At 70.6% G+C, this 19,238-nt stretch carries 11 protein-coding genes and 1 pseudogene; 9 read left to right on the forward strand and 3 right to left on the reverse strand.

The genetic code is table 11. From position 1 onward, the window contains the following. The first annotated feature begins 89 nt into the window (after positions 1-89). The 5 genes and pseudogenes from QFZ67_RS26565 (at position 90) to holA (ending at position 6,021) form a co-directional block, all read left to right on the forward strand. On the forward strand, positions 90-1,184 hold the full coding sequence (locus tag QFZ67_RS26565) for a helix-hairpin-helix domain-containing protein (RefSeq protein ID WP_373430129.1): 1,095 nt from the start codon (positions 90-92) through the stop codon (positions 1,182-1,184). Beyond that, positions 1,181-3,811: pseudogene (locus QFZ67_RS26570) on the forward strand (ComEC/Rec2 family competence protein); the annotation flags it as partial. The gene QFZ67_RS26565 and the pseudogene QFZ67_RS26570, both read left to right, overlap by 4 nt. Before the next feature lie 146 nt (positions 3,812-3,957). After that, on the forward strand, positions 3,958-4,734 hold the full coding sequence (locus QFZ67_RS26575; RefSeq protein WP_307663579.1) for an arylamine N-acetyltransferase: 777 nt from the start codon (positions 3,958-3,960) through the stop codon (positions 4,732-4,734). Between the two features lie 11 nt (positions 4,735-4,745). Then, positions 4,746-4,991 carry a hypothetical protein gene (locus QFZ67_RS26580; RefSeq protein ID WP_307663580.1) on the forward strand — a complete coding sequence of 82 codons (246 nt, stop codon included), beginning with the start codon at positions 4,746-4,748 and terminating at the stop codon, positions 4,989-4,991. Between the two features lie 43 nt (positions 4,992-5,034). Beyond that, complete coding sequence (gene holA, locus QFZ67_RS26585; protein WP_307663581.1) at positions 5,035-6,021, forward strand: DNA polymerase III subunit delta; 987 nt, start codon at positions 5,035-5,037, stop codon at positions 6,019-6,021. 406 nt (positions 6,022-6,427) lie between these two features. On the opposite strand, the gene rpsT is transcribed toward holA, so the two are convergent. Then, on the reverse strand, positions 6,428-6,694 hold the full coding sequence (rpsT, locus tag QFZ67_RS26590; RefSeq protein WP_307663582.1) for a 30S ribosomal protein S20: 267 nt from the start codon (positions 6,692-6,694) through the stop codon (positions 6,428-6,430). Positions 6,695-6,905: 211 nt separating this feature from the next. Here rpsT and lepA point away from each other — a divergent pair, with 211 nt between their 5' ends. Both lepA and QFZ67_RS26600 read left to right on the forward strand, forming a co-directional pair. Then, positions 6,906-8,774, forward strand: coding sequence for a translation elongation factor 4 (lepA, locus tag QFZ67_RS26595; protein ID WP_307663583.1), 1,869 nt, complete (start codon positions 6,906-6,908; stop codon positions 8,772-8,774). Between the two features lie 313 nt (positions 8,775-9,087). Continuing rightward, on the forward strand, positions 9,088-10,977 hold the full coding sequence (locus QFZ67_RS26600) for a long-chain fatty acid--CoA ligase (protein WP_307663584.1): 1,890 nt from the start codon (positions 9,088-9,090) through the stop codon (positions 10,975-10,977). 59 nt (positions 10,978-11,036) lie between these two features. On the opposite strand, the gene QFZ67_RS26605 is transcribed toward QFZ67_RS26600, so the two are convergent. Together QFZ67_RS26605 and QFZ67_RS26610 are read right to left on the reverse strand one after the other, a co-directional pair. Further along, positions 11,037-11,621, reverse strand: coding sequence for a two-component system response regulator (locus QFZ67_RS26605; RefSeq protein ID WP_307663585.1), 585 nt, complete (start codon positions 11,619-11,621; stop codon positions 11,037-11,039). A 10-nt stretch (positions 11,622-11,631) separates the two neighbouring features. Next, entirely contained in the window at positions 11,632-15,762 is a 4,131-nt protein-coding gene (locus tag QFZ67_RS26610) for a HAMP domain-containing protein (protein WP_307665977.1), read from the reverse strand. Positions 15,763-15,992: 230 nt separating this feature from the next. Between QFZ67_RS26610 and QFZ67_RS26615 the strand changes: the two genes are divergently transcribed. Further along, positions 15,993-17,945, forward strand: a complete 1,953-nt coding sequence (locus QFZ67_RS26615) for an ATP-binding SpoIIE family protein phosphatase (RefSeq protein ID WP_307665978.1) — start codon at positions 15,993-15,995, stop codon at positions 17,943-17,945. A 40-nt stretch (positions 17,946-17,985) separates the two neighbouring features. Further along, positions 17,986-19,218, forward strand: coding sequence for a radical SAM family heme chaperone HemW (gene hemW, locus QFZ67_RS26620; RefSeq protein ID WP_307663586.1), 1,233 nt, complete (start codon positions 17,986-17,988; stop codon positions 19,216-19,218). Positions 19,219-19,238: the final 20 nt, after the last annotated feature.

The following is a 19,238-nucleotide window of genomic DNA, read 5'->3' on the forward strand; positions in this document are numbered from 1 at the left end:
AGTGACCGAGTTTTCCACAACGGGGCGGTTTTCCACGGGAATTGGGCCTGCTCAGCGGGTTTTGACGGATGTGCCTAGCGTCTTGTGTCATGGCTCTCCGATCACGTTCCGCAACCAGTGGCCCGGGCCGCGCCCCGGCCTCGGACAGCCGCGCCCGTGACGGCCGCGGCTCAGGCCTGGGCCCTCCCCGTTCAGGGGCCGGCCCCGGCTCGGGCTTTCCCGGTTCAGGGTCGGGCTCGCGCCCGGGGTCAGGCTCGGGCAGCGGTCCCGGCCGTGGCTCGCGGCGTCCGGTTCGCCTCCGTGGCAGGCGAGTGGCCGCCACACCGAGCACGACCGCCCTGCGCCGCCGGGCGGACGCCCTGTTCGAGGGCCCGCAAAGCAGTACGGGCACGAGTCTCGACGCGGCTGTTGGGCGCTCCCGCTCCGAAGGGGGTGGCGGTGGCCGCGCTGCCGCGGACATCGATACGAGTACGGACGCCGGCACTCGGCAGCGGGTGGGGCTTGCGGTGCGGGAGCGGCTGCCGCTGTGGGTGCAGCTCAGATGCGGGCTCGAGCCCAGGGCTCTAGCCGCCCTGGCCGTCGTACTCGTAGTGGCAGCGGTCTTCGCGGCGCAGCACTTCTGGGCGGGGCGGCCACAGACCGTGCGCGCCCCGGAGCTGGTCCAGCAGGGCGCGGCCACGCGGGAGCCGGCGCCGCACCCGTCGCCGGGTCTGCCGCCGTCCGACGCGGGGCCCGGAGGGCGGATCGTCGTCGATGTGAGCGGCAAGGTACGGCGGCCGGGGGTGCACCGGCTGCCGACCGGGTCCCGGGTCGCCGACGCGCTGCGGGCGGCCGGAGGCGTCCGGGCCGGTACGGACCTGACGGGGCTCAACCGGGCGCGGGTGCTCATGGACGGCGAGCAGGTGGTGGTGGGCGTGCTCGTGCCGCCGGGATCGCCGATGACAGGAGCGGGCACGGGCGGATCGGGCGCGGGCGGGGGTGGGCAGACCGCCGGGCCGGTGAGCCTCAACTCGGCGACGGTGGAGCAGCTCGACACCTTGCCGGGGGTCGGTCCCGTACTGGCCCAGCACATCGTCGACTACCGCACCCAGCACGGGGGTTTCCGGTCGGTCGACGAACTCCGCGAGGTCAACGGGATCGGCGACCGCCGGTTCGCGGACCTCCAGCCTCTGGTGCGGCTATGACGACGGCTACGACGCGCCCGGCGGTGCACGCCGCTTCGGGCCACCGGCTGGGGGCTTCCGACCCGCGGCATGAGGGACCGGCAGACCTGCGGCTGGTGCCCCCGGCCGTGGCGGCGTGGGCCGCGGCGGCTGTGGCGGTCGGCGCGCGGGGGTGGTGGACAGTGCTGGTCGTGACGGCCTGTGTCGTCGCCGCGGGGCTGTTACTGGCTCCGGCGACGGCCCGGGCGATGCGGGCGGTGCGGGCGGTGCGGGCTGGAGCGGGCACGGGTCCGGCGCCGGCCGGCGATGGCACACAGATCAGCAGGCGCAGGCGCAGGCGCAGGCGTCAGCTCAACGCCACCGCCCTCGCCGCGATGCTGCTGTGCGCCGCGGCGGGCGCGGCCTCGGCCGGACTGCACAGCGCGGATCTGCGGCGCGGGCCGCTGCCGGATCTGGCAGGCCAATACGCATACGTCACCGTCGAGTTGCAGGTCACTGCTGATCCGCGAGCGACCCGGCCCCGCGTCCGCGGCGACGGGACGGCGCGCGGATCCATCATGCTGGACGCCGAGGTGACCCGCGTGACGGCACCGGGTGGTGCGGTCACCGAGACCCGGACGTCCGTCCTGGTGATCGTGCCTTCGGGCGAATCGTCCGCGTCCAACGCGCCTTGGCTGCGGCTGTTGCCCTCGACCCGGCTGCGGCTGACCGGACGGCTCGCGCCGCCCCTGCACGATGACGACAGGTTCGCCGCCGTACTGAGGCCGGAGGGGGACGGTCCGCCGCGGATCACCGGCCCGCCAACCGCCCTCCAGCGCACGGCCGGAGGACTACGGGCCGGACTGCGCGAGGCCACGGACGGGCTCGCCCCGGACGCCCGGGCCCTGCTGCCGGGGCTGGTCGTCGGCGATACCTCACGGATCACGCCCGAGCTGCAGGTCGCCTTCGAGGCGACCGACCTTACGCACCTGCTCGCCGTATCAGGAAGCAACCTGACCGTCGTGCTCGTCCTGCTGATCGGGCCGCCGGGCACGGCCCTGCTGGCCGAACGGCGGGGTCTCGCACCCCGGTTGGGCATCACGCTGCGAGGTACGGCCCTTCTCGGTGGCGCGCTCACGCTCGCGTTCGTGGTTGTGTGCCGGCCAGAGCCGAGCGTCCTGCGGGCCGCGGCCTGCGGTGCCGTCACCTTGCTCGCCATCGGCACCGGTCGCCGCCGGTCGCTGATCCCGGCGCTGGCCACGGCCGTACTACTGCTCGTCCTGTACGACCCGTGGCTCGCCCGGAGTTACGGCTTTCTGCTCTCCGTGCTGGCCACCGGCGCGCTGCTCACGATCGGCCCTCGCTGGAGCGCGGCGCTGCAACGGAGACGGGTGCCGCCCCGGCTCGCCGAGGCGCTGGCCGCGGCCGCCGCGGCGCAGGCCGTGTGCGCTCCCGTGGTGGCGGTCTTCGCGGCCAGGGTCAGCCTGGTGGCGATCCCCTGCAATCTGGTCGCCGAGCTCGCGGTCGCCCCGGCCACGGTTCTCGGTTTCGCCACTCTCGCCGCGGCCCCGGTGGCGATGCCGGTTGCCGAGCTGCTGGCGCGCTGCGCGGGGTGGCCCGCCGGGTGGATCGCCTCCGTGGCTCGCAGCGGGGCGGCGCTGCCGGGGGCGGAGGCGGACTGGCCGGGCGGCTGGCGCGGCGGGCTGCTGCTGGCCGCCGTCACAGCCCTCGTCGTGCTCCTCGCCCGTCGGCTGCCGCGGCACCCCTGGGCGGCCGCTCTCTGCGCGTTGCTGCTCCTGCTCGCGGTCCTGCGCCCCGCCCCGCTCACGAGGGTGATCACCGGCTGGCCGCCGCCGGGCTGGACGTTCGCGATGTGCGATGTCGGGCAGGGCGACGCCACAGTGCTCGCGGCGGGCGCCGGCGCGGCCGTGGTCGTGGACGCGGGCCCCGACCCGGAGCTGGCCGACCGCTGTCTGCGGGAACTGGGCGTCACCCGGATTCCGCTGATCCTTCTGACGCACTTCCACGCCGACCATGTCCGGGGGCTGCCTGGCGTGTTGCGGGGCAGGGCCGTCGGCGCGGTGCAGACGACGACGTTCGACGAGCCACGGGACCAGAGCGAGTTCGTACGGATGACCACGACCGCGGCCGGGGTACGCGTGATCCGCGCGGGACCAGGGGAGCGGCGCCGGGTCGGGCCGCTCGCCTGGCAGGTCCTGTGGCCCCAGGCAGCCCTTGGGCCCGGTCCCGGTCCCGGTCCCGGTCCCGGCTCCGGCCCCAGTCCCCGCTCCGGTCCCGTCCCGGAGGGACCCAACGACGCCAGCGTCACGCTGTTCGTACGGATCGAGGGCGGCCCCAGCCTGCTTCTTCTCGGCGACCTTGAACCACCGGCCCAGCGAGGGCTGTTGCGGGCCCATCCGGCGCTCCCACCGGTTGACGTCCTCAAGGTCGCCCACCATGGCTCCGCCCACCAGCACCCCGGCCTGCTGCGCGCCGTGCGCCCGCGGCTGGCGCTGATCTCCGCGGGCCGCGACAACATGTACGGCCATCCTGCGCCCCGTACGGTCGCGGCGCTGAACGCAGGGGGAGCGGTGGTGCTGCGTACCGACACGGACGGGGCGATCGCGGTGACCGGAGGCGGCGGACGAGGCCTGCGGGCGGTCCCGCGGGGCCCGGACCCACCGCCGTACCCGCCGTACCCGCCGTACCCGCCGTACCCGCCGCACCCGCCGTACCCGCCCCCACGCGCCTCGGTCGAGAGGCTTAGGACCAGGGAGCCATGGTGCGCGGGCGCCCCTCGGGACACACTCGTCCCATGGATGCCTATCTCCGCCGTATGGGTGCGAGCCGCCCCGAGCGCGCCGACGCCGACGCGCTGCGCGATCTGCAGCTGCGGCACTTGCGGACAGTGCCCTTTGAGAACCTCTCCATCCACCTCGGCGAGGACATCGTGCTGGAGGAGAAGGCTCTCCTCGCCAAGATCGTGGACGTGCGCCGGGGCGGATTCTGTTACGAACTCAACGGCGCCTTCGCCGCGTTGCTGCGGGACCTCGGTTTCACCGTCACCCTCCTCCAGGGCCGTGTGTTCGGTGACGAGGGCCGGCTCGGTATCCCGTACGACCATCTCGCCCTGCTCGTCGAGACGGTGGACTCCACCGGCCCCTGGCTGGCCGACGTCGGCTTTGGCGATCACAGCCACCATCCGCTCGCGTTCGAAGAGCGGGGCGATCAGAAGGACCCGGCCGGTACGTTCCGGATCGTCGAGGCCTCTCAGTACGGGGATCTCGACGTCTACCGCGACGGCAAGCCGCAGTTCCGCCTCGACACGCGACCCCGCGTCCTCGACGACTTCAGGGCCGGGGCCTGGTGGCACCGCACTTCGCCCGACTCGCACTTCACTCAGTCCGTCGTCTGCTCCCGGCTCACCGCCGAGGGACGGATCACGCTCAGCGGCCGCAAACTGCTCACCACCGTGCACGGTGAGCGGCATGAGCAGCCGCTGGCCGACGACGCCGCGGTGCTCGCGGCCTATCGCGATCACTTCGGGCTGCTGCTCGACCGCCTGCCGAAAGCCCCGGGCAGGGCGACCTGAACAATGTCCTTGTGAGTGCTGTGAGACATGTACTGGTGTTGCCCGACCGCGACGCCGCGGAGGAGGCGGCCGAGGCGCTCGGCGACCGCTTCGGCGTCACCGAGGAGCCGCTGCTTCTGCGAGACGCGCTGGCCGGCGAGGACGACGCCGAGGACGCCCAGTGGCTGCTCGTCGTCGAGGACCCGGACAGGCGGCTGGACCCGGTGAAGCTGGGCGAGTTCGCGGGGGAGTGGGACGGCTGGCGCGAAGAGCCGTGAGCGGAGAGGGCGGTGTCAGTGGCCCGTGGGATGCTGGACCGCGATGGCCACCAGGAAGAATTCGACCGACGATCCCCTCGCCCCCGTCACGCTCGCCGTGGGCCAGGAGGACCTGCTCCTCGACCGTGCCGTGCAGCAGGTGGTGGCGGCCGCCCGGGCCGCCGACGCGGACACGGACGTACGAGACCTCACCGCCGACCAGCTTCAGCCGGGCACGCTGGCCGAGCTGACCAGCCCGTCGCTCTTCGCCGAGCGCAAGGTCGTCGTCGTGCGGAACGCGCAGGACCTGTCCGCGGACACGATCAAGGACATCAAGGCGTATCTCGATGCGCCCGCGGAGGAGATCACCCTTGTGCTGCTGCACCCCGGCGGTGCGAAGGGCAAGGGGCTGCTGGACGCTGCCCGCAAGGCGGGGGCACGCGAGGTCGCCTGTCCCAAGACGACGAAGCCCGCGGAGCGGCTCACGTTCGTACGGGCCGAGTTCCGGGCGCTGGGGAGGTCGGCGACGCCTGAGGCGTGCCAGGCCCTGGTCGACTCGATCGGCAGCGATCTGCGGGAGCTGGCCGCCGCGGTCTCGCAGCTCGCGTCCGACGTCGAGGGCACGATCGACGAGGCGGTCGTCGGGCGGTACTACACCGGCCGGGCCGAGGCCTCCAGCTTCACGGTCGCGGACCGTGCGGTGGAGGGGCGGGCGGCGGAGGCGCTGGAGGCGCTGCGCTGGTCGCTGTCGACGGGGGTCGCGCCGGTCCTGATCACCAGCGCTCTGGCGCAGGGGGTGCGGGCGATCGGCAAGCTCTCGTCGGCGCGAGGCGGGCGGCCCGCCGATCTCGCGCGTGAGCTGGGCATGCCGCCGTGGAAGATCGACCGGGTGCGGCAGCAGATGCGGGGCTGGACGCCGGACGGGGTGGCGGTCGCGCTGCGCGCGGTGGCGGAGGCGGACGCGGGGGTGAAGGGCGGGGGCGACGACCCGGAGTACGCGCTGGAGAAGGCGGTCGTGGCGATCGCCCGCGCCGCGCGCTCCCGACGCTGAGCCGAGCGGAGCCGAGCCAGGCCGAGCCCTGCGGGGCCTTCCCCACCCCGCCCCTTGCCGAACTGGGGGGCAAGCCCCCGGACCCCCCGGGAAGATGTGGGTACGCGGGGTACCCCATGCCCCGTGGCGCCAGCTTCGCGGCGGAGCCCCCGTCCACGCGGCACGCTCCCGACGCCCAGCCGAGCCGAGCCTGCCCGGCCGCGGACCCCCGCCCCCCCGATCCCCGCACCCCCCAACGCCGAAAGCCCCGGTTGCCGTCCTGGGGAAGGACAGCCACCGGGGCTCACAGGTCAAACAGTGTGCGCCGCACCCGCGTGGCGAACGCAGGCCGCGTGCAGCGCTGAGGTGCCGGGTCAGGAGCGGAAGAGAGGGCCCGCTGAGTCCCTACCGGCGACAATCAAGAGGTTCAGCCCTTGAGGGAGCCAACCTTGGAGGCCAGCGCCGACTTCTTGTTGGCGGCGGCGTTCTTGTGGATGACACCCTTGGAGACGGCCTTGTCGAGCTTCTGCGACGCCTCACGGACGGCCACATTGGCCTTCTCGACGTCGCCCGAGGCGACAGCCTCACGGGCCTTGCGGATCGCGGTCTTGAGCGACGACTTGACGGCCTTGTTGCGCAGGCGCGCCTTCTCGTTCGTCTTGTTCCGCTTGATCTGGGACTTGATGTTCGCCACGAAAGAGCCTTTTCAGGTTCGATGATCTTTGAGTGTGTGTCTCGTACATGAGAGGGCACGAGACACAGCTGCCCAGGCTACCAGCCGCCCGTCGAGCGGCCCAAACCGACCGCTGCCCCGCAGCCGTGGGACCATAGAAGCTCTACGTATCGATCCCGATCCGACATCGCCCGAGACGAGACGCCCGGCGTCTCAAGAATCAGGACCCTGCGTGCCCGCGACTCCTACCAACGTGCCCGAGCCGAGCCGTACCGACCCGGCGCTGATCCGCAATTTCTGCATCATCGCGCACATCGACCACGGCAAGTCGACCCTTGCCGACCGGATGCTCCAGCTGACCGGTGTGGTCGAGCAGCGGCAGATGCGCGCTCAGTACCTCGACCGCATGGACATCGAGCGCGAGCGCGGCATCACGATCAAGTCCCAGGCGGTACGGCTGCCCTGGGCTCCTATCGAGGGCCCCGACCAGTCCAGGACTCATATCCTGAACATGATCGACACCCCCGGGCACGTGGACTTCACCTACGAGGTCTCCCGCTCGCTCGCGGCCTGTGAGGGCACCGTCCTGCTGGTCGACGCCGCCCAGGGCATCGAGGCGCAGACCCTCGCCAACCTCTATCTGGCGATGGAGAACGACCTCACGATCGTCCCGGTCCTCAACAAGATCGACCTGCCGGCCGCCCAGCCGGAGAAGTTCTCCGAGGAGCTCGCCAACCTCATCGGCTGCCAGCCGGAGGACGTCCTCAAGGTCTCGGCCAAGACCGGCATCGGCGTGGAGGCGCTGCTGGACCGTGTGGTCCGCGACGTGCCCGCCCCGGTAGGTGTCGCCGACGCGCCCGCCCGCGCGATGATCTTCGACTCGGTCTACGACTCGTACCGCGGTGTCGTCACGTACGTCCGTGTCGTCGACGGTCAGCTCAACAAGCGCGAGCGCATCCGCATGATGTCCACCGGCGCCACCCACGAGCTGCTGGAGATCGGCGTCTCGTCCCCGGAGATGACCCCGGCCGACGGCATCGGCGTCGGCGAGGTGGGCTACATCATCACAGGTGTGAAGGACGTCCGGCAGTCCAAGGTCGGTGACACGATCACCTCGTTCACCAAGGGCGCGACCGTGGCGCTGGGCGGCTACAAGGACCCCAAGCCGATGGTGTTCTCGGGTCTCTATCCGCTGGACGGCTCGGAGTACCCGGACCTCCGCGAGGCCCTCGACAAGTTGCAGCTCAACGATGCCGCGCTGGTCTACGAGCCGGAGACCTCCGCGGCCCTCGGCTTCGGCTTCCGCGTGGGCTTCCTCGGTCTGCTGCACCTGGACGTCATCCGCGAGCGCCTGGAGCGCGAGTTCGGTCTTGACCTGATCGCCACCGCCCCAAACGTGGTCTACCGCGTGACCATGGAGGACGGCGCCGAGCACACCGTCACCAATCCGAGCGAGTTCCCCGAGGGCAAGATCTCCGAGGTGCACGAGCCGGTCGTGCGGGCCACGATCCTCGCGCCGAGCGAGTTCATCGGCTCGATCATGGAACTGTGCCAGGCCCGCCGCGGCACGCTGCTCGGTATGGACTACCTCTCCGAGGACCGGGTCGAGATCCGCTACACCCTCCCCCTCGCCGAGATCGTCTTCGACTTCTTCGACCAGCTGAAGTCCAAGACCCGTGGCTACGCCTCTCTCGACTACGAGCCCACCGGCGAGCAGTCCGCCAGCCTGGTCAAGGTCGACATCCTGCTGCACGGGGACAAGGTCGACGCCTTCTCGGCCGTCACGCACAAGGACGCGGCGTACGCGTACGGCGTGCGGCTCGTCGCCAAGCTCAGGGAGCTCATCCCGCGGCAGGCCTTCGAGGTGCCCATTCAGGCCGCCATCGGCTCGCGGGTCATCGCCCGCGAGACCATCCGCGCCATCCGCAAGGACGTCCTCGCCAAGTGCTACGGCGGTGACATCTCCCGTAAGCGGAAGCTGCTGGAGAAGCAGAAGGAAGGCAAGAAGCGCATGAAGATGGTGGGCAGCGTGGAGGTTCCGCAGGAGGCCTTCATCGCGGTGCTCTCCAGCGACGAGAGCGGCGGCAAAGCGAAGAAGTAGCGCAGACGCGGCTATGAGGTAGCCGCACGTCGCGTCGCATCGCGTCCCGCATGCACCGCAGGTAACGCAAAAGCGCCCGCCCGGGGGTCCGGACGGGCGCTTTTGGCGTGTCTGCGGAGACAGCGCCCGATAGGTGAGGGATACACCGACCATGGCTTCCGGCCAATGAGGCGAAGACCCGTTCGTTATCAAGCGGCAGCCCGCAGCCTCTTACGCACCGGCATTGTGCGCTCTACCCTGATCACGGCTCGATGGTTACTCGCCAGTTAAACAACCAGCCAGTTGCAGTGCTGCCGCAGGCCCGGAGGACGTCGTGAGCGACACACAGACCCAGATCGAAAATCGACCGCCCTCGGTGGCGAACCTGTTCGCCGAGCGCGTGGCGGCTACGCCGGACGCCGAGGCCTACCGCTATCCCGTGGCCCCCGCCGCCGGTCACGGACCCGACGACTGGAAGTCGCTGAGCTGGGGACAGGCCGCCGAGCGCGTCTACGCCATCGCCGCCGGTCTGATCGATCTCGGCGTGCGGCCCGAGGAGCGGGTCGCGCTCGCGTCCGCCACCCGGGTCGAGTGGATCCTCGCCGACCTCGGCGTGATGTGCGCGGGCGGCGCGACCACGACCGTCTATCCGTCTACCAACGCCGAGGAATCGGCGTACATCCTCGCCGACTCCGACAGCAGGGTGCTGATCGCGGAGGACGCGACCCAGCTGGCCAAGGCGCGCGAGCGGCGCGCCGAGCTGCCGGAGCTCAGGCACGTCGTCGTCATCGACTCGGCGGGCGTGGAGCCGGACAAGAACGACCCCGAGGGATGGGTGCTCTCGCTCGCCGATCTGGAGGCCCGCGGCGCGAAGTACCTCGACAAGCACCCCGAAGCCGTCAAAGAGCGGATCGAGGCGATCACCGCCGACCAGCTGGCGACGCTCATCTACACCTCGGGCACCACGGGACGGCCCAAGGGTGTACGGCTGCCGCACGACAACTGGTCGTACATGGCCAAGGCCACCGCCGCGACTGGGCTGATCAGCAAGGACGACGTGCAGTACCTCTGGCTGCCGCTCGCCCACGTCTTCGGCAAGGTGCTGACTTCGGGGCAGATCGAGGTCGGCCATGTCACCGCCGTCGACGGCCGTGTCGACAAGATCATCGAAAATCTGCCGGTGGTGCAGCCGACCTATATGGCCGCAGTGCCGCGCATCTTCGAGAAGGTCTACAACGGTGTCGCGGCCAAGGCGCGGGCCGGCGGCGGCGCGAAGTACAAGATCTTCCAGTGGGCGGCCGGTATCTCGCGCGAGTACGCGAAGGCCGCGCAGGACAACTTCCGCCGTACGGGCACGGCTTCCGCGCCCTTCGGGCTGACCGCCAAGCACAAGGTCGCCGACGCGCTCGTCTACTCCAAGCTCCGCGAGGCCTTCGGCGGGCGGCTGCGCGCCGCGGTCTCCGGGTCCGCCGCGCTCGCGCCCGACATCGGCTACTTCTTCGCCGGCGCCGGGATCCACATCCTGGAGGGTTACGGGCTTACGGAGTCGAGCGCGGCGTCGTTCGTCAACCCGGGCGAGGCGTACCGCACGGGCACGGTCGGCAAGCCGGTGCCCGGCACCGAGGTGCGCATCGCTGACGACGGCGAGATCCTGCTGCGCGGCCCCGGCATCATGGAGGGCTACCACCGGCTGCCGGAGAAGACCGCGGAAGTCCTGGAGCCCGACGGGTGGTTCCACACCGGGGACATCGGCGAGCTGTCCGCGGACGGGTATCTGCGGATCACGGACCGCAAGAAGGACCTGATCAAGACGTCGGGCGGCAAGTACATCGCGCCGGCGGAGGTCGAGGGCCAGTTCAAGGCGGTGTGCCCGTTCGTCTCCAACATCCTGGTGCACGGCGCGGACCGTAACTTCTGCACCGCGCTGATCGCCCTGGACGAGCCGACCATCCTCGGCTGGGCCAAGGAGAACGGCCTGGACGGCAAGTCGTACGCCGAGGTGGTGGCCACCAAGCAGGCCGTGGCGCTCATCGAGGGCTATGTGGAGCGGCTCAACGAGGGGCTGCAGCGCTGGCAGACGATCAAGAAGTTCCGGCTGCTCCCGCGTGACCTGGACATCGAGCACGGCGAACTCACGCCCAGCCTCAAGCTGAAGAGGCCGGTCGTCGAGCGTGAGTACAAGGACCTGATCGAGGACATGTACGCGGGCTCCCGCGAGGCGTAGTCCGCGCCGCCGGGGCTCCGCGCCCGGGACCCCACCTCAATGGCCGGAGGGGCTGATTTCTAGCCCCTCCGGCGATTGAGGAGTTCCCTCATCGTCTCCTCTATCCGGTTCAACTGCACCCGCAGCTCCGGCACATCGCTCGGGCCGCTCCGCCCCAGCTCCGTCTCTATCGCCGTCAGCCGCTTCGCGATCTGCCCCAGCTGCTCCTGCTCACTCGCCAGCAGCCGCTCCAACTGACGGTTCTTGCGGTGCAGATCGAGGAACACATTCACCTTCGCCCGCAGCACCCAAGGGTCGAAGGGTTTGGTCAGATAGTCCGCCGCCCCCGTCGCGTACCCCCGGAACGCATAGCCGCTGTCCGCCTCCGTCCCGGTCAGGAAGATGATCGGGACGTCCTTCGTCTGGTCGAGACGCTTGATGTTGGACGCCGTCTCGAAGCCGTCCATGCCCGGCATCCGCACATCCAGCAGGACCACCGCGAACTTCTGCCGCAGCAGTGCCTTCATCGCTTCCTCCCCGGAACGCGCCCGGACCAACGGTTCGTTGAGGGACCCCAGCACTGCCTCCAGGGCGACGAGGTTGTCCTCCATGTCGTCGACGAGGAGGATGCTCGCGCGGTCGGTGGTGGTCGCCTCTGTGGTCATCGTGTCTGCCTCACGTGATGGTCGGCGGGACAGCCGGCTCCGCATCGCCGTTTGGCTGTCCCGGTATTGCGGGTGGATCTGCCGACGCCTGGCCGCCCGGTTCGGCCGGCCCGCCCTCGGGGTCGAGGAGGGCGCAGACGACCGTCAGCAGACGGTCCACGTCGACGGGTTTCGGCACATACTCATTGGCGCCCTGCGCGATCGACTTCTCGCGGTCCCCGGGCATCGCCTTGGCCGTGAGGGCGACAATCGGCAGGGCCGTCCAGAGCGGGCTGCGCCGGATCGCCTCGATCGTCTCGTACCCGTCCATCTCGGGCATCATGATGTCCATCAGGACCAGTTCGACGTCGGGGTTGCGCTCCAGCGTCTCGATGCCCTCACGGCCGTTCTCCGCATAGAGCACGGGCATGCCCACCCTGCCCAGCACATGGGTGAGCGCGAAGACATTGCGGATGTCGTCGTCGACGATGAGGACGCGACGGCCCGACAGGATGCGGCCCGCACGGCCCCACTTCCACTCCTCCAGCTTGGTGGTCGTCGGCCAGCCGTCGTCCACGTCCTGGCGGGGAAGGTGTTCGGCGTGGTGCCGCTCCGGCGAGGTCAGCGGCACGTCGTGGATGCCGTGGATGTCATGGACGCCGTGCAGAACATGGCCGTCGTACGAGCCGTCGTTGTCGCCGCCCACCTGGCCGGGGTAGAGGACGGGCACGTACAGCGTGAATGTGGAGCCGCGGCCCGGCTCGCTCTCCGCGATGATGCGGCCGCCGAGGAGCCCGGCGATCTCCCGGCTGATGGACAGGCCGAGGCCCGTGCCGCCGTACTTGCGGTTGGTGGTGCCGTCGGCCTGCTGGAATGCTTCGAAGATCACCGGGAGTTTCTCCGGGGCGATGCCGATGCCGGTGTCGGTGACGGCGAACGCGACCAGGTCGTCCGTGCCTTTGAGCAGCTTGTTGTCAGGGTCCTTGACCCTGTTCACGCTCAGTTCGACGCGGCCGGAGGAGGTGAACTTTATTGCGTTGGACAGCAGATTGCGCAGGATCTGCTGGAGCCGCTGCTCGTCGGAGTACATCTCGCGCGGCACGCCCTCGCCGACGCCGACCTCGAAGGCCAGCCCCCGGTCCAGTGTGATCGGGCGGAAGGTGGCGTGCACGTAGTCGAGCACCTTCATCAGCGGCAGCTTCTTCGGGCGTACGTCCATCCGGCCGGCTTCGATCTTCGACAGGTCCAGGATGTCGTTGATCAGCTGGAGAAGATCGGAGCCCGAGCGGTGGATCGTGGTGGCGAACTGCACTTCCTGGTCGGACAGATGGCCGTCCGGGTTGTCGGAGAGCAGCCGGGCCAGGATGAGCAGGGAGTTCAGCGGAGTGCGCAGCTCGTGCGACATGTTCGCCAGGAACTCCGACTTGTACTGCGAGGAGGTCGCGAGCAGAGCCGCCTTCTCCTCCAGCTCCGCGTTCGAGCGCTGGAGTTCCGCCTGCTGGCGCTGGAGCTCGTCGGAGCGCTCCTGGAGCTGGACCGCGAGCCGCTGGGACTCGCCGAGCAGCGACTCCGTACGGGAGTTGGCGATGATGGTGTTGATCGCGACGCCGATGGTGTTGACGAACTGGTCGAAGAAGGCCAGGTGGACGTCGGAGAAGCGGGAGAAGGACGCCAGCTCGATGACGCCCAGCAGCTGGTCCTCGAAGAGGATCGGGATGATGACGACGCTGGCGGGGGACGCCTCACCGAGCCCTGAGTTGATCTTGATGTAGTCGGGCGGGGCCTCCTCGAGGAGGATCCGCTTCTTCTCCAGGGCGGCCTGCCGGACCAGGCCGTGGCCCGGCATGCCGGTGGTGTCGACGGTGGAGGACTGCGCCGAGCCGTAACCGGCGATGAAGGCCAGTCCTTTGGTGGTGGACGTCGTACGGGACGGAGTGCCGTTCTGGTCGGGGTCGGCCAGGAAGAAGGCACCGTACTGCGCGTTCACCAGCGGGGTCAGCTCGCGAAGGATCAGGTCGGCGACTTCCATCAGATCGCGGTGACCCTGCATCAGACCGGCCAGACGCGCCAGGTTGGACTCCAGCCAGTCCTTCGCGCGGGTGGTCTCACGGAGGTTGGACACCATCAGATTGATGTTGTCCTTGAGCTCGGAGACCTCACCGCGCGTCTCCACGGTGATGGAGCGGGACATGTCGCCCTGAGCGACGGCGGACGCGACCTCGGCGATGGCGCGGACCTGGGTGGTGAGGTTGAGCGCGAGCTCGTTCACATTGGTGGTGAGCCGCTTCCAGGTGCCGTACACGCCCTCGACGCGTGCCTGGCCGCCCAGCTGCCCCTCCGAGCCCACCTCGCGGGCCACCCGGGTGACCTCGGAGGAGAAGGAGGAGAGCGTGTCCACCATGGTGTTGATGGTGGTCTTGAGCTCCAGGATCTCGCCTCGGGCGTCAACGTCGATCTTCTTGGAGAGGTCGCCCTGGGCCACGGCCGTCGCCACCTGGGCGATGTTCCGCACCTGGGAAGTGAGGTTGTCGGCCATGTAGTTGACGTTGTCGGTGAGGTCCTTCCACAGGCCCGTGACGCCGAGGACCTGGGCGCGGCCGCCGAGCCGGCCGTCCGTGCCGACCTCGCGGGCGACCCTTGTCACCTCGTCGGCGAAGGCGCTCAGCTGCTCCACCATCGTGTTGACGGTGTCCTTCAGCTCCAGGATCTCGCCGCGGGCGTCGACGGTGATCTTCTTGGAGAGATCGCCGTTGGCGACGGCGGTGGTGACCTGGGCGATGTTCCGCACCTGGGACGTCAGGTTGGACGCCATGAAGTTGACGTTGTCCGTGAGGTCCTTCCAGACGCCGGACACGCCGCGGACCTGGGCCTGGCCGCCGAGGTTGCCTTCCGTGCCGACTTCGCGGGCGACCCTTGTCACCTCGTCGGCGAAGGCGGAGAGCTGGTCGACCATGGTGTTGATGGTCGACTTGAGTTCGAGGATCTCGCCCTTCGCCTCGACCGTGATCTTCTTGCCGAGGTCGCCCTGGGCGACTGCCGTCGACACGAGCGCGATGTTCCGGACCTGCGAGGTCAGGTTGTCGGCCATGAAGTTGACGTTCTCGGTCAGGTCCTTCCAGACGCCGGACACGCCGCGGACCTGGGCGCGGCCGCCGAGGTTGCCTTCCGTGCCGACTTCGCGGGCGACCCTTGTCACCTCGTCGGCGAAGGCGGAGAGCTGGTCGACCATGGTGTTGATGGTCGACTTGAGTTCGAGGATCTCACCCTGCGCGTCGACCGTGATCTTCTGCGACAGGTCGCCGTTGGCCACGGCCGTGGTGACCTGCGCGATATTGCGGACTTGGGACGTCAGGTTGGACGCCATGAAGTTGACGTTGTCCGTGAGGTCCTTCCAGACGCCGGACACGCCGCGGACCTGAGCGCGGCCGCCCAACTGGCCTTCCGTGCCGACTTCGCGGGCGACCCTTGTCACCTCGTCGGCGAAGGCCGAGAGCTGGTCCACCATCGTGTTCACGGTGAGCTTCAGCTCAAGGAGCTCGCCGGTCGCCTCGACCGTGACCGTGCGGGTCAGATCGCCGCGCGCGACGGCCGTGGTCACCGCCGCGATGTCCCGCACCTGGGCCGTCAGCCTGGACGCCATCGTATTGACGGCTTCTGTCACATCCCGCCAACTCCCGGACAGACCCTGCACCTTGGCCCGGCCACCGAGCCGCCCCTGGGTGCCCGCCTCGCGCGCGACTCGCGTCACCTCACTCGTGAAGAGCGAGAGCTGGTCGACCATTTTGTTGACGGCGCGGCCCAGCCGGCGCAGATCGCCGCGTAACTGACGGTTGCCGTCGTGCAGATCGACCCGCTGGGTCAGATCGCCGCCCGCAACCGCGTCCAGCACCCGGGCGGCGTTCGCCGCGGGCACGACCAAGGCGTCGAGCAGTGCGTTCGTACTGTTCACATCGGTGGTCCAGGCGCCCTGGCCGGGGCTGGCCGCCAGCCGGTCGTCCAGTCTGCCGTGCCGAACCACCTCTCGGCCTACGCGTGTCAGTTCGTCCGCGAAGTGCTTGTTACGCACGGCGATCTGGTTGAACATCGCGGCCAGTTCCGCGGACATGCCTTCATGGGTTTCCGCCACCCGTATCCGGAAGTCGCCGTCCCGTAATGCCGTCATCGCGGCCAGCAGCGGGCGGAGCTCCGAGACACGGATCCAGGCGCCGTCCGCGGGCGGCTGGGCAGGCGGCCGGGAGCCCGGCTGGGCGGGAGACAACGCAATATCTTTGTTCATATCCGCCCACTTCGGTGACTCGACGCTTATGGGCAGGCTCAGTCTGTCACTCTGTCGGTGTCATAAGCGGCGCATTGCCAGAACCGACCAGGAGCCGCACTGTGGGGCCCATTCCGATGCAGCGCGACACCGGCCAGCGCTCAACCGCGTTGTACCCACTCCGGGACGACGCACGGTCGATTTCCCGCACCAGCCTGCCCGGCAACCCGCTCGCGCCGTCCGCCGCGCGCCGTTTCGTGCGCGCCGCCCTCGCCGACTGGACCAACCTCGGGCTGCTCGCCACCTGCGCCTTCTGCCGGGGCAGCGCAGGGCCCGCGGGCTGCCCACCGGGAAAGCACAGTACGGACCGGCTCGCGGACGACGCCGTGCTGATCGTCAACGAACTCGTCACCAACGCCGTCGTACACGCGGGCACCACCGTCGAACTCCTCTGCCGCCTCGAGGAGTCGGCCGAAAGCGAACCCGCCGCGCTGGTGATCGAGGTCTCCGACCACCACCCCGCAAGGGCCGTACAGAACGAAACGCACGACGCGGACCACACAGGCACCCCCGAGTACGGCCGCGGCCTCCACCTCGTCGGCGCGCTCGCCGAGCGCTGGGGCATCACCTACCTCGCCGCCCTCAAGACCGTCTGGGCCCGGCTCCCCGTCGACGGCTGGGACACCTGCCCGCTGCCCGGCGCCGAACCCGCCCTGCAGCGCGGGCTGCGCGCCGCCGAGATCCTCGCCCCAGCCCCGCGGCGCACCGTCCGCGAGGACCAGGACTGGGTGAGCCGCGGGGCGCTCTCCTTCCTCGCCGAAGCCTCCGACCTGCTCGCCGGGCAGCTCGACGAGGACATGGTCGCGGCGCTCGCCGGGCAGCTGCTGGTGCCGCGGCTGGCCGACTGGTGCGCGATCTGGCTGGACGGCGAAGCCGGGCGCTCGGGCTGGGGGACGGGCGGCCCGGCGGGGGCGGCGCCGCGGCTCGCCCGGGTCTGGCACAGCGACGAGTCCCGTATGGAGATGCTGCGCGAGGCCCTGGAAAAGGAGCCGCCGCTGCTGCCCGAGACCCAAAGGAACGGTCCTGTGCCGATCCCCTGGCCCCGCGACGGCGAGCCGGGCGCGGGCGAGGGCACAGCCGTCGCCTACCGCCTCGTCGCGGGCGGACGCGGCCTGGGCACGCTGCTCGTGGCACGCCAGGGCCTGGCGCGCGTACCCGACGAAGTGACCGCACTGATCGAGGACTTCGCGCGGCGGGTCGCCCTGGCGATCAGCGCGGCCCGGCAGTACACCCGGCAGGCCACCATCAGCAAGGTCCTCCAGCGCGGGCTGCTGCCCGGCAAGGTCGGCGAGATCCCGGGCGTCGACCGGTTCCTTGTCTACGAGCCGAGTGACGACGGCGTCGCGGGCGGCGACTTCTACGACATCTTTCCGGTCGGCTCCGGCGGCCGCTGGTGCTTCATGCTCGGCGACGTCCAGGGCAGCGGTCCCGAGGCCGCCGTCGTCACCGGCCTCGCCCGGCCGTGGCTGCGGCTGCTCGCCCGCGAGGGATACCAGGTGGGCGAGGTGCTCGACCGGCTGAACGGGCTGCTGCTCGACGACGCGATGGAGGCGGCGGAGGCGGCCGCCCTGATGGTCGCGGCGGCGGGCGGGCAGGGCGTGCCCGATGGGCCGCAGGCGCGCTTCCTGTCCATGCTCTACGGCGAGCTGGTGCGCTCGCCGCAGGGCGGCGTGCGGTGCACCCTCGCGAGCGCGGGTCATCCGCTGCCGCTGCTGCTGCGTCCCGACGGCCGGGTGCGTACGGCGGCGGAGCCGCAGGTGCTGCTCGGGGTCGTCGACGACGTGGCGTACCGGAGCCAGACCTTCGACCTGGAGCCCGGCGACACGCTGCTGTGCGTCACGGACGGGGTGACCGAGCGGCGTTCCGGGCCGCGGATGTTCGACGACGGCGACGGGCTCGAGCGGGTGCTCGCCGGGTGCGCGGGGCTCACCGCGCAGGGGGTCGCGGAGCGGATCAGACAGGCGGTGTACGAGTTCGCGGAGACGCCGCCGGGGGACGATCTGGCGCTTCTGGTGCTCCAGGCGCAGTAGCCGTTCGGGGTCACGGTCACGGTGACGGACAATGGGGGGCATGCCTTCCGTACTGCCCGATGGTGAGCCCATGCCCGAGGACGGGGCGCTGCCCGCGTCCGCGCTCCAGGGCGCCGCGGACCGGCCGCTCGCCTTTTACCTGCATGTGCCGTACTGCGCCACGCGCTGCGGCTACTGCGACTTCAACACCTACACGGCGACCGAGCTGCGCGGCTCGGGCGGCGTGCTGGCCTCCCGCGACAACTACGCCGAGATGGTGGCGGAGGAGATCAGGCTGGCCCGCAAGGTGCTGGGCGACGACCCGCGGCAGGTGCGGACGGTGTTCGTCGGGGGCGGTACGCCGACGCTGCTGGCCGCGGGAGATCTCGTACGGATGCTGGATGCCGTACGGGACGAGTTCGGGCTCGCGGACGACGCGGAGATCACCACCGAGGCGAACCCGGAGTCGGTGGATCCGGAGTATCTCGCCCAGCTGCGCGCCGGGGGCTTCAACCGGATCTCCTTCGGGATGCAGAGCGCGCGGCAGCACGTACTGAAGGTGCTGGACCGTACGCATACGCCGGGCCGCCCGGAGGCGTGCGTCGCGGAGGCGCGGGAGGCGGGCTTCGACCATGTGAACCTCGACCTGATCTACGGCACGCCGGGGGAGAGCGACGACGACTGGCGCGCGTCCCTGGCGGCGGCGGTGGCGGCCGGGCCCGACCACGTCTCGGCGTACGCGCTGATCGTGGAGGAGGGCACGCAGCTGGCGCGCCGCATCCGCCGGGGCGAGGTGCCCATGACCGACGACGACGTCCACGCGGACCGGTATCTGATCGCGGACTCGGTGCTGCGGGAGGCGGGCTTCGACTGGTACGAGGTCTCCAACTGGGCGACCTCCGAGGCCGGCCGGTGCCTGCACAACGAGCTGTACTGGCGCGGCGCGGACTGGTGGGGCGCCGGCCCCGGCGCGCACAGCCACGTGGGCGGGGTGCGCTGGTGGAACGTGAAGCACCCGGGCGCGTACGCGGCGGCGCTTGCCGACTCCCGCTCGCCGGGTGCCGGGCGCGAACTGCTCTCCCCGGAGGACCGCCGGGTGGAGCGCGTCCTGCTGGAACTCCGCCTGAGCGAGGGCTGCCCGCTGGACCTGCTGCACGCGGACGGCCTGGCGGCGGCGGCCCGGGCGCTGTCGGACGGCCTGCTGGAGCCGGGGCCGTACGCCGAGGGGCGTGCGGTGCTCACACTGCGGGGGCGGCTGCTGGCGGACGCGGTGGTGCGGGACCTGGTGGACTGACGGGGGCTGTGCGCCTGCGG

This window comes from Streptomyces sp. V1I1, from assembly GCF_030817355.1.
In the GTDB taxonomy this organism is placed as follows: Bacteria; Actinomycetota; Actinomycetes; order Streptomycetales; family Streptomycetaceae; genus Streptomyces.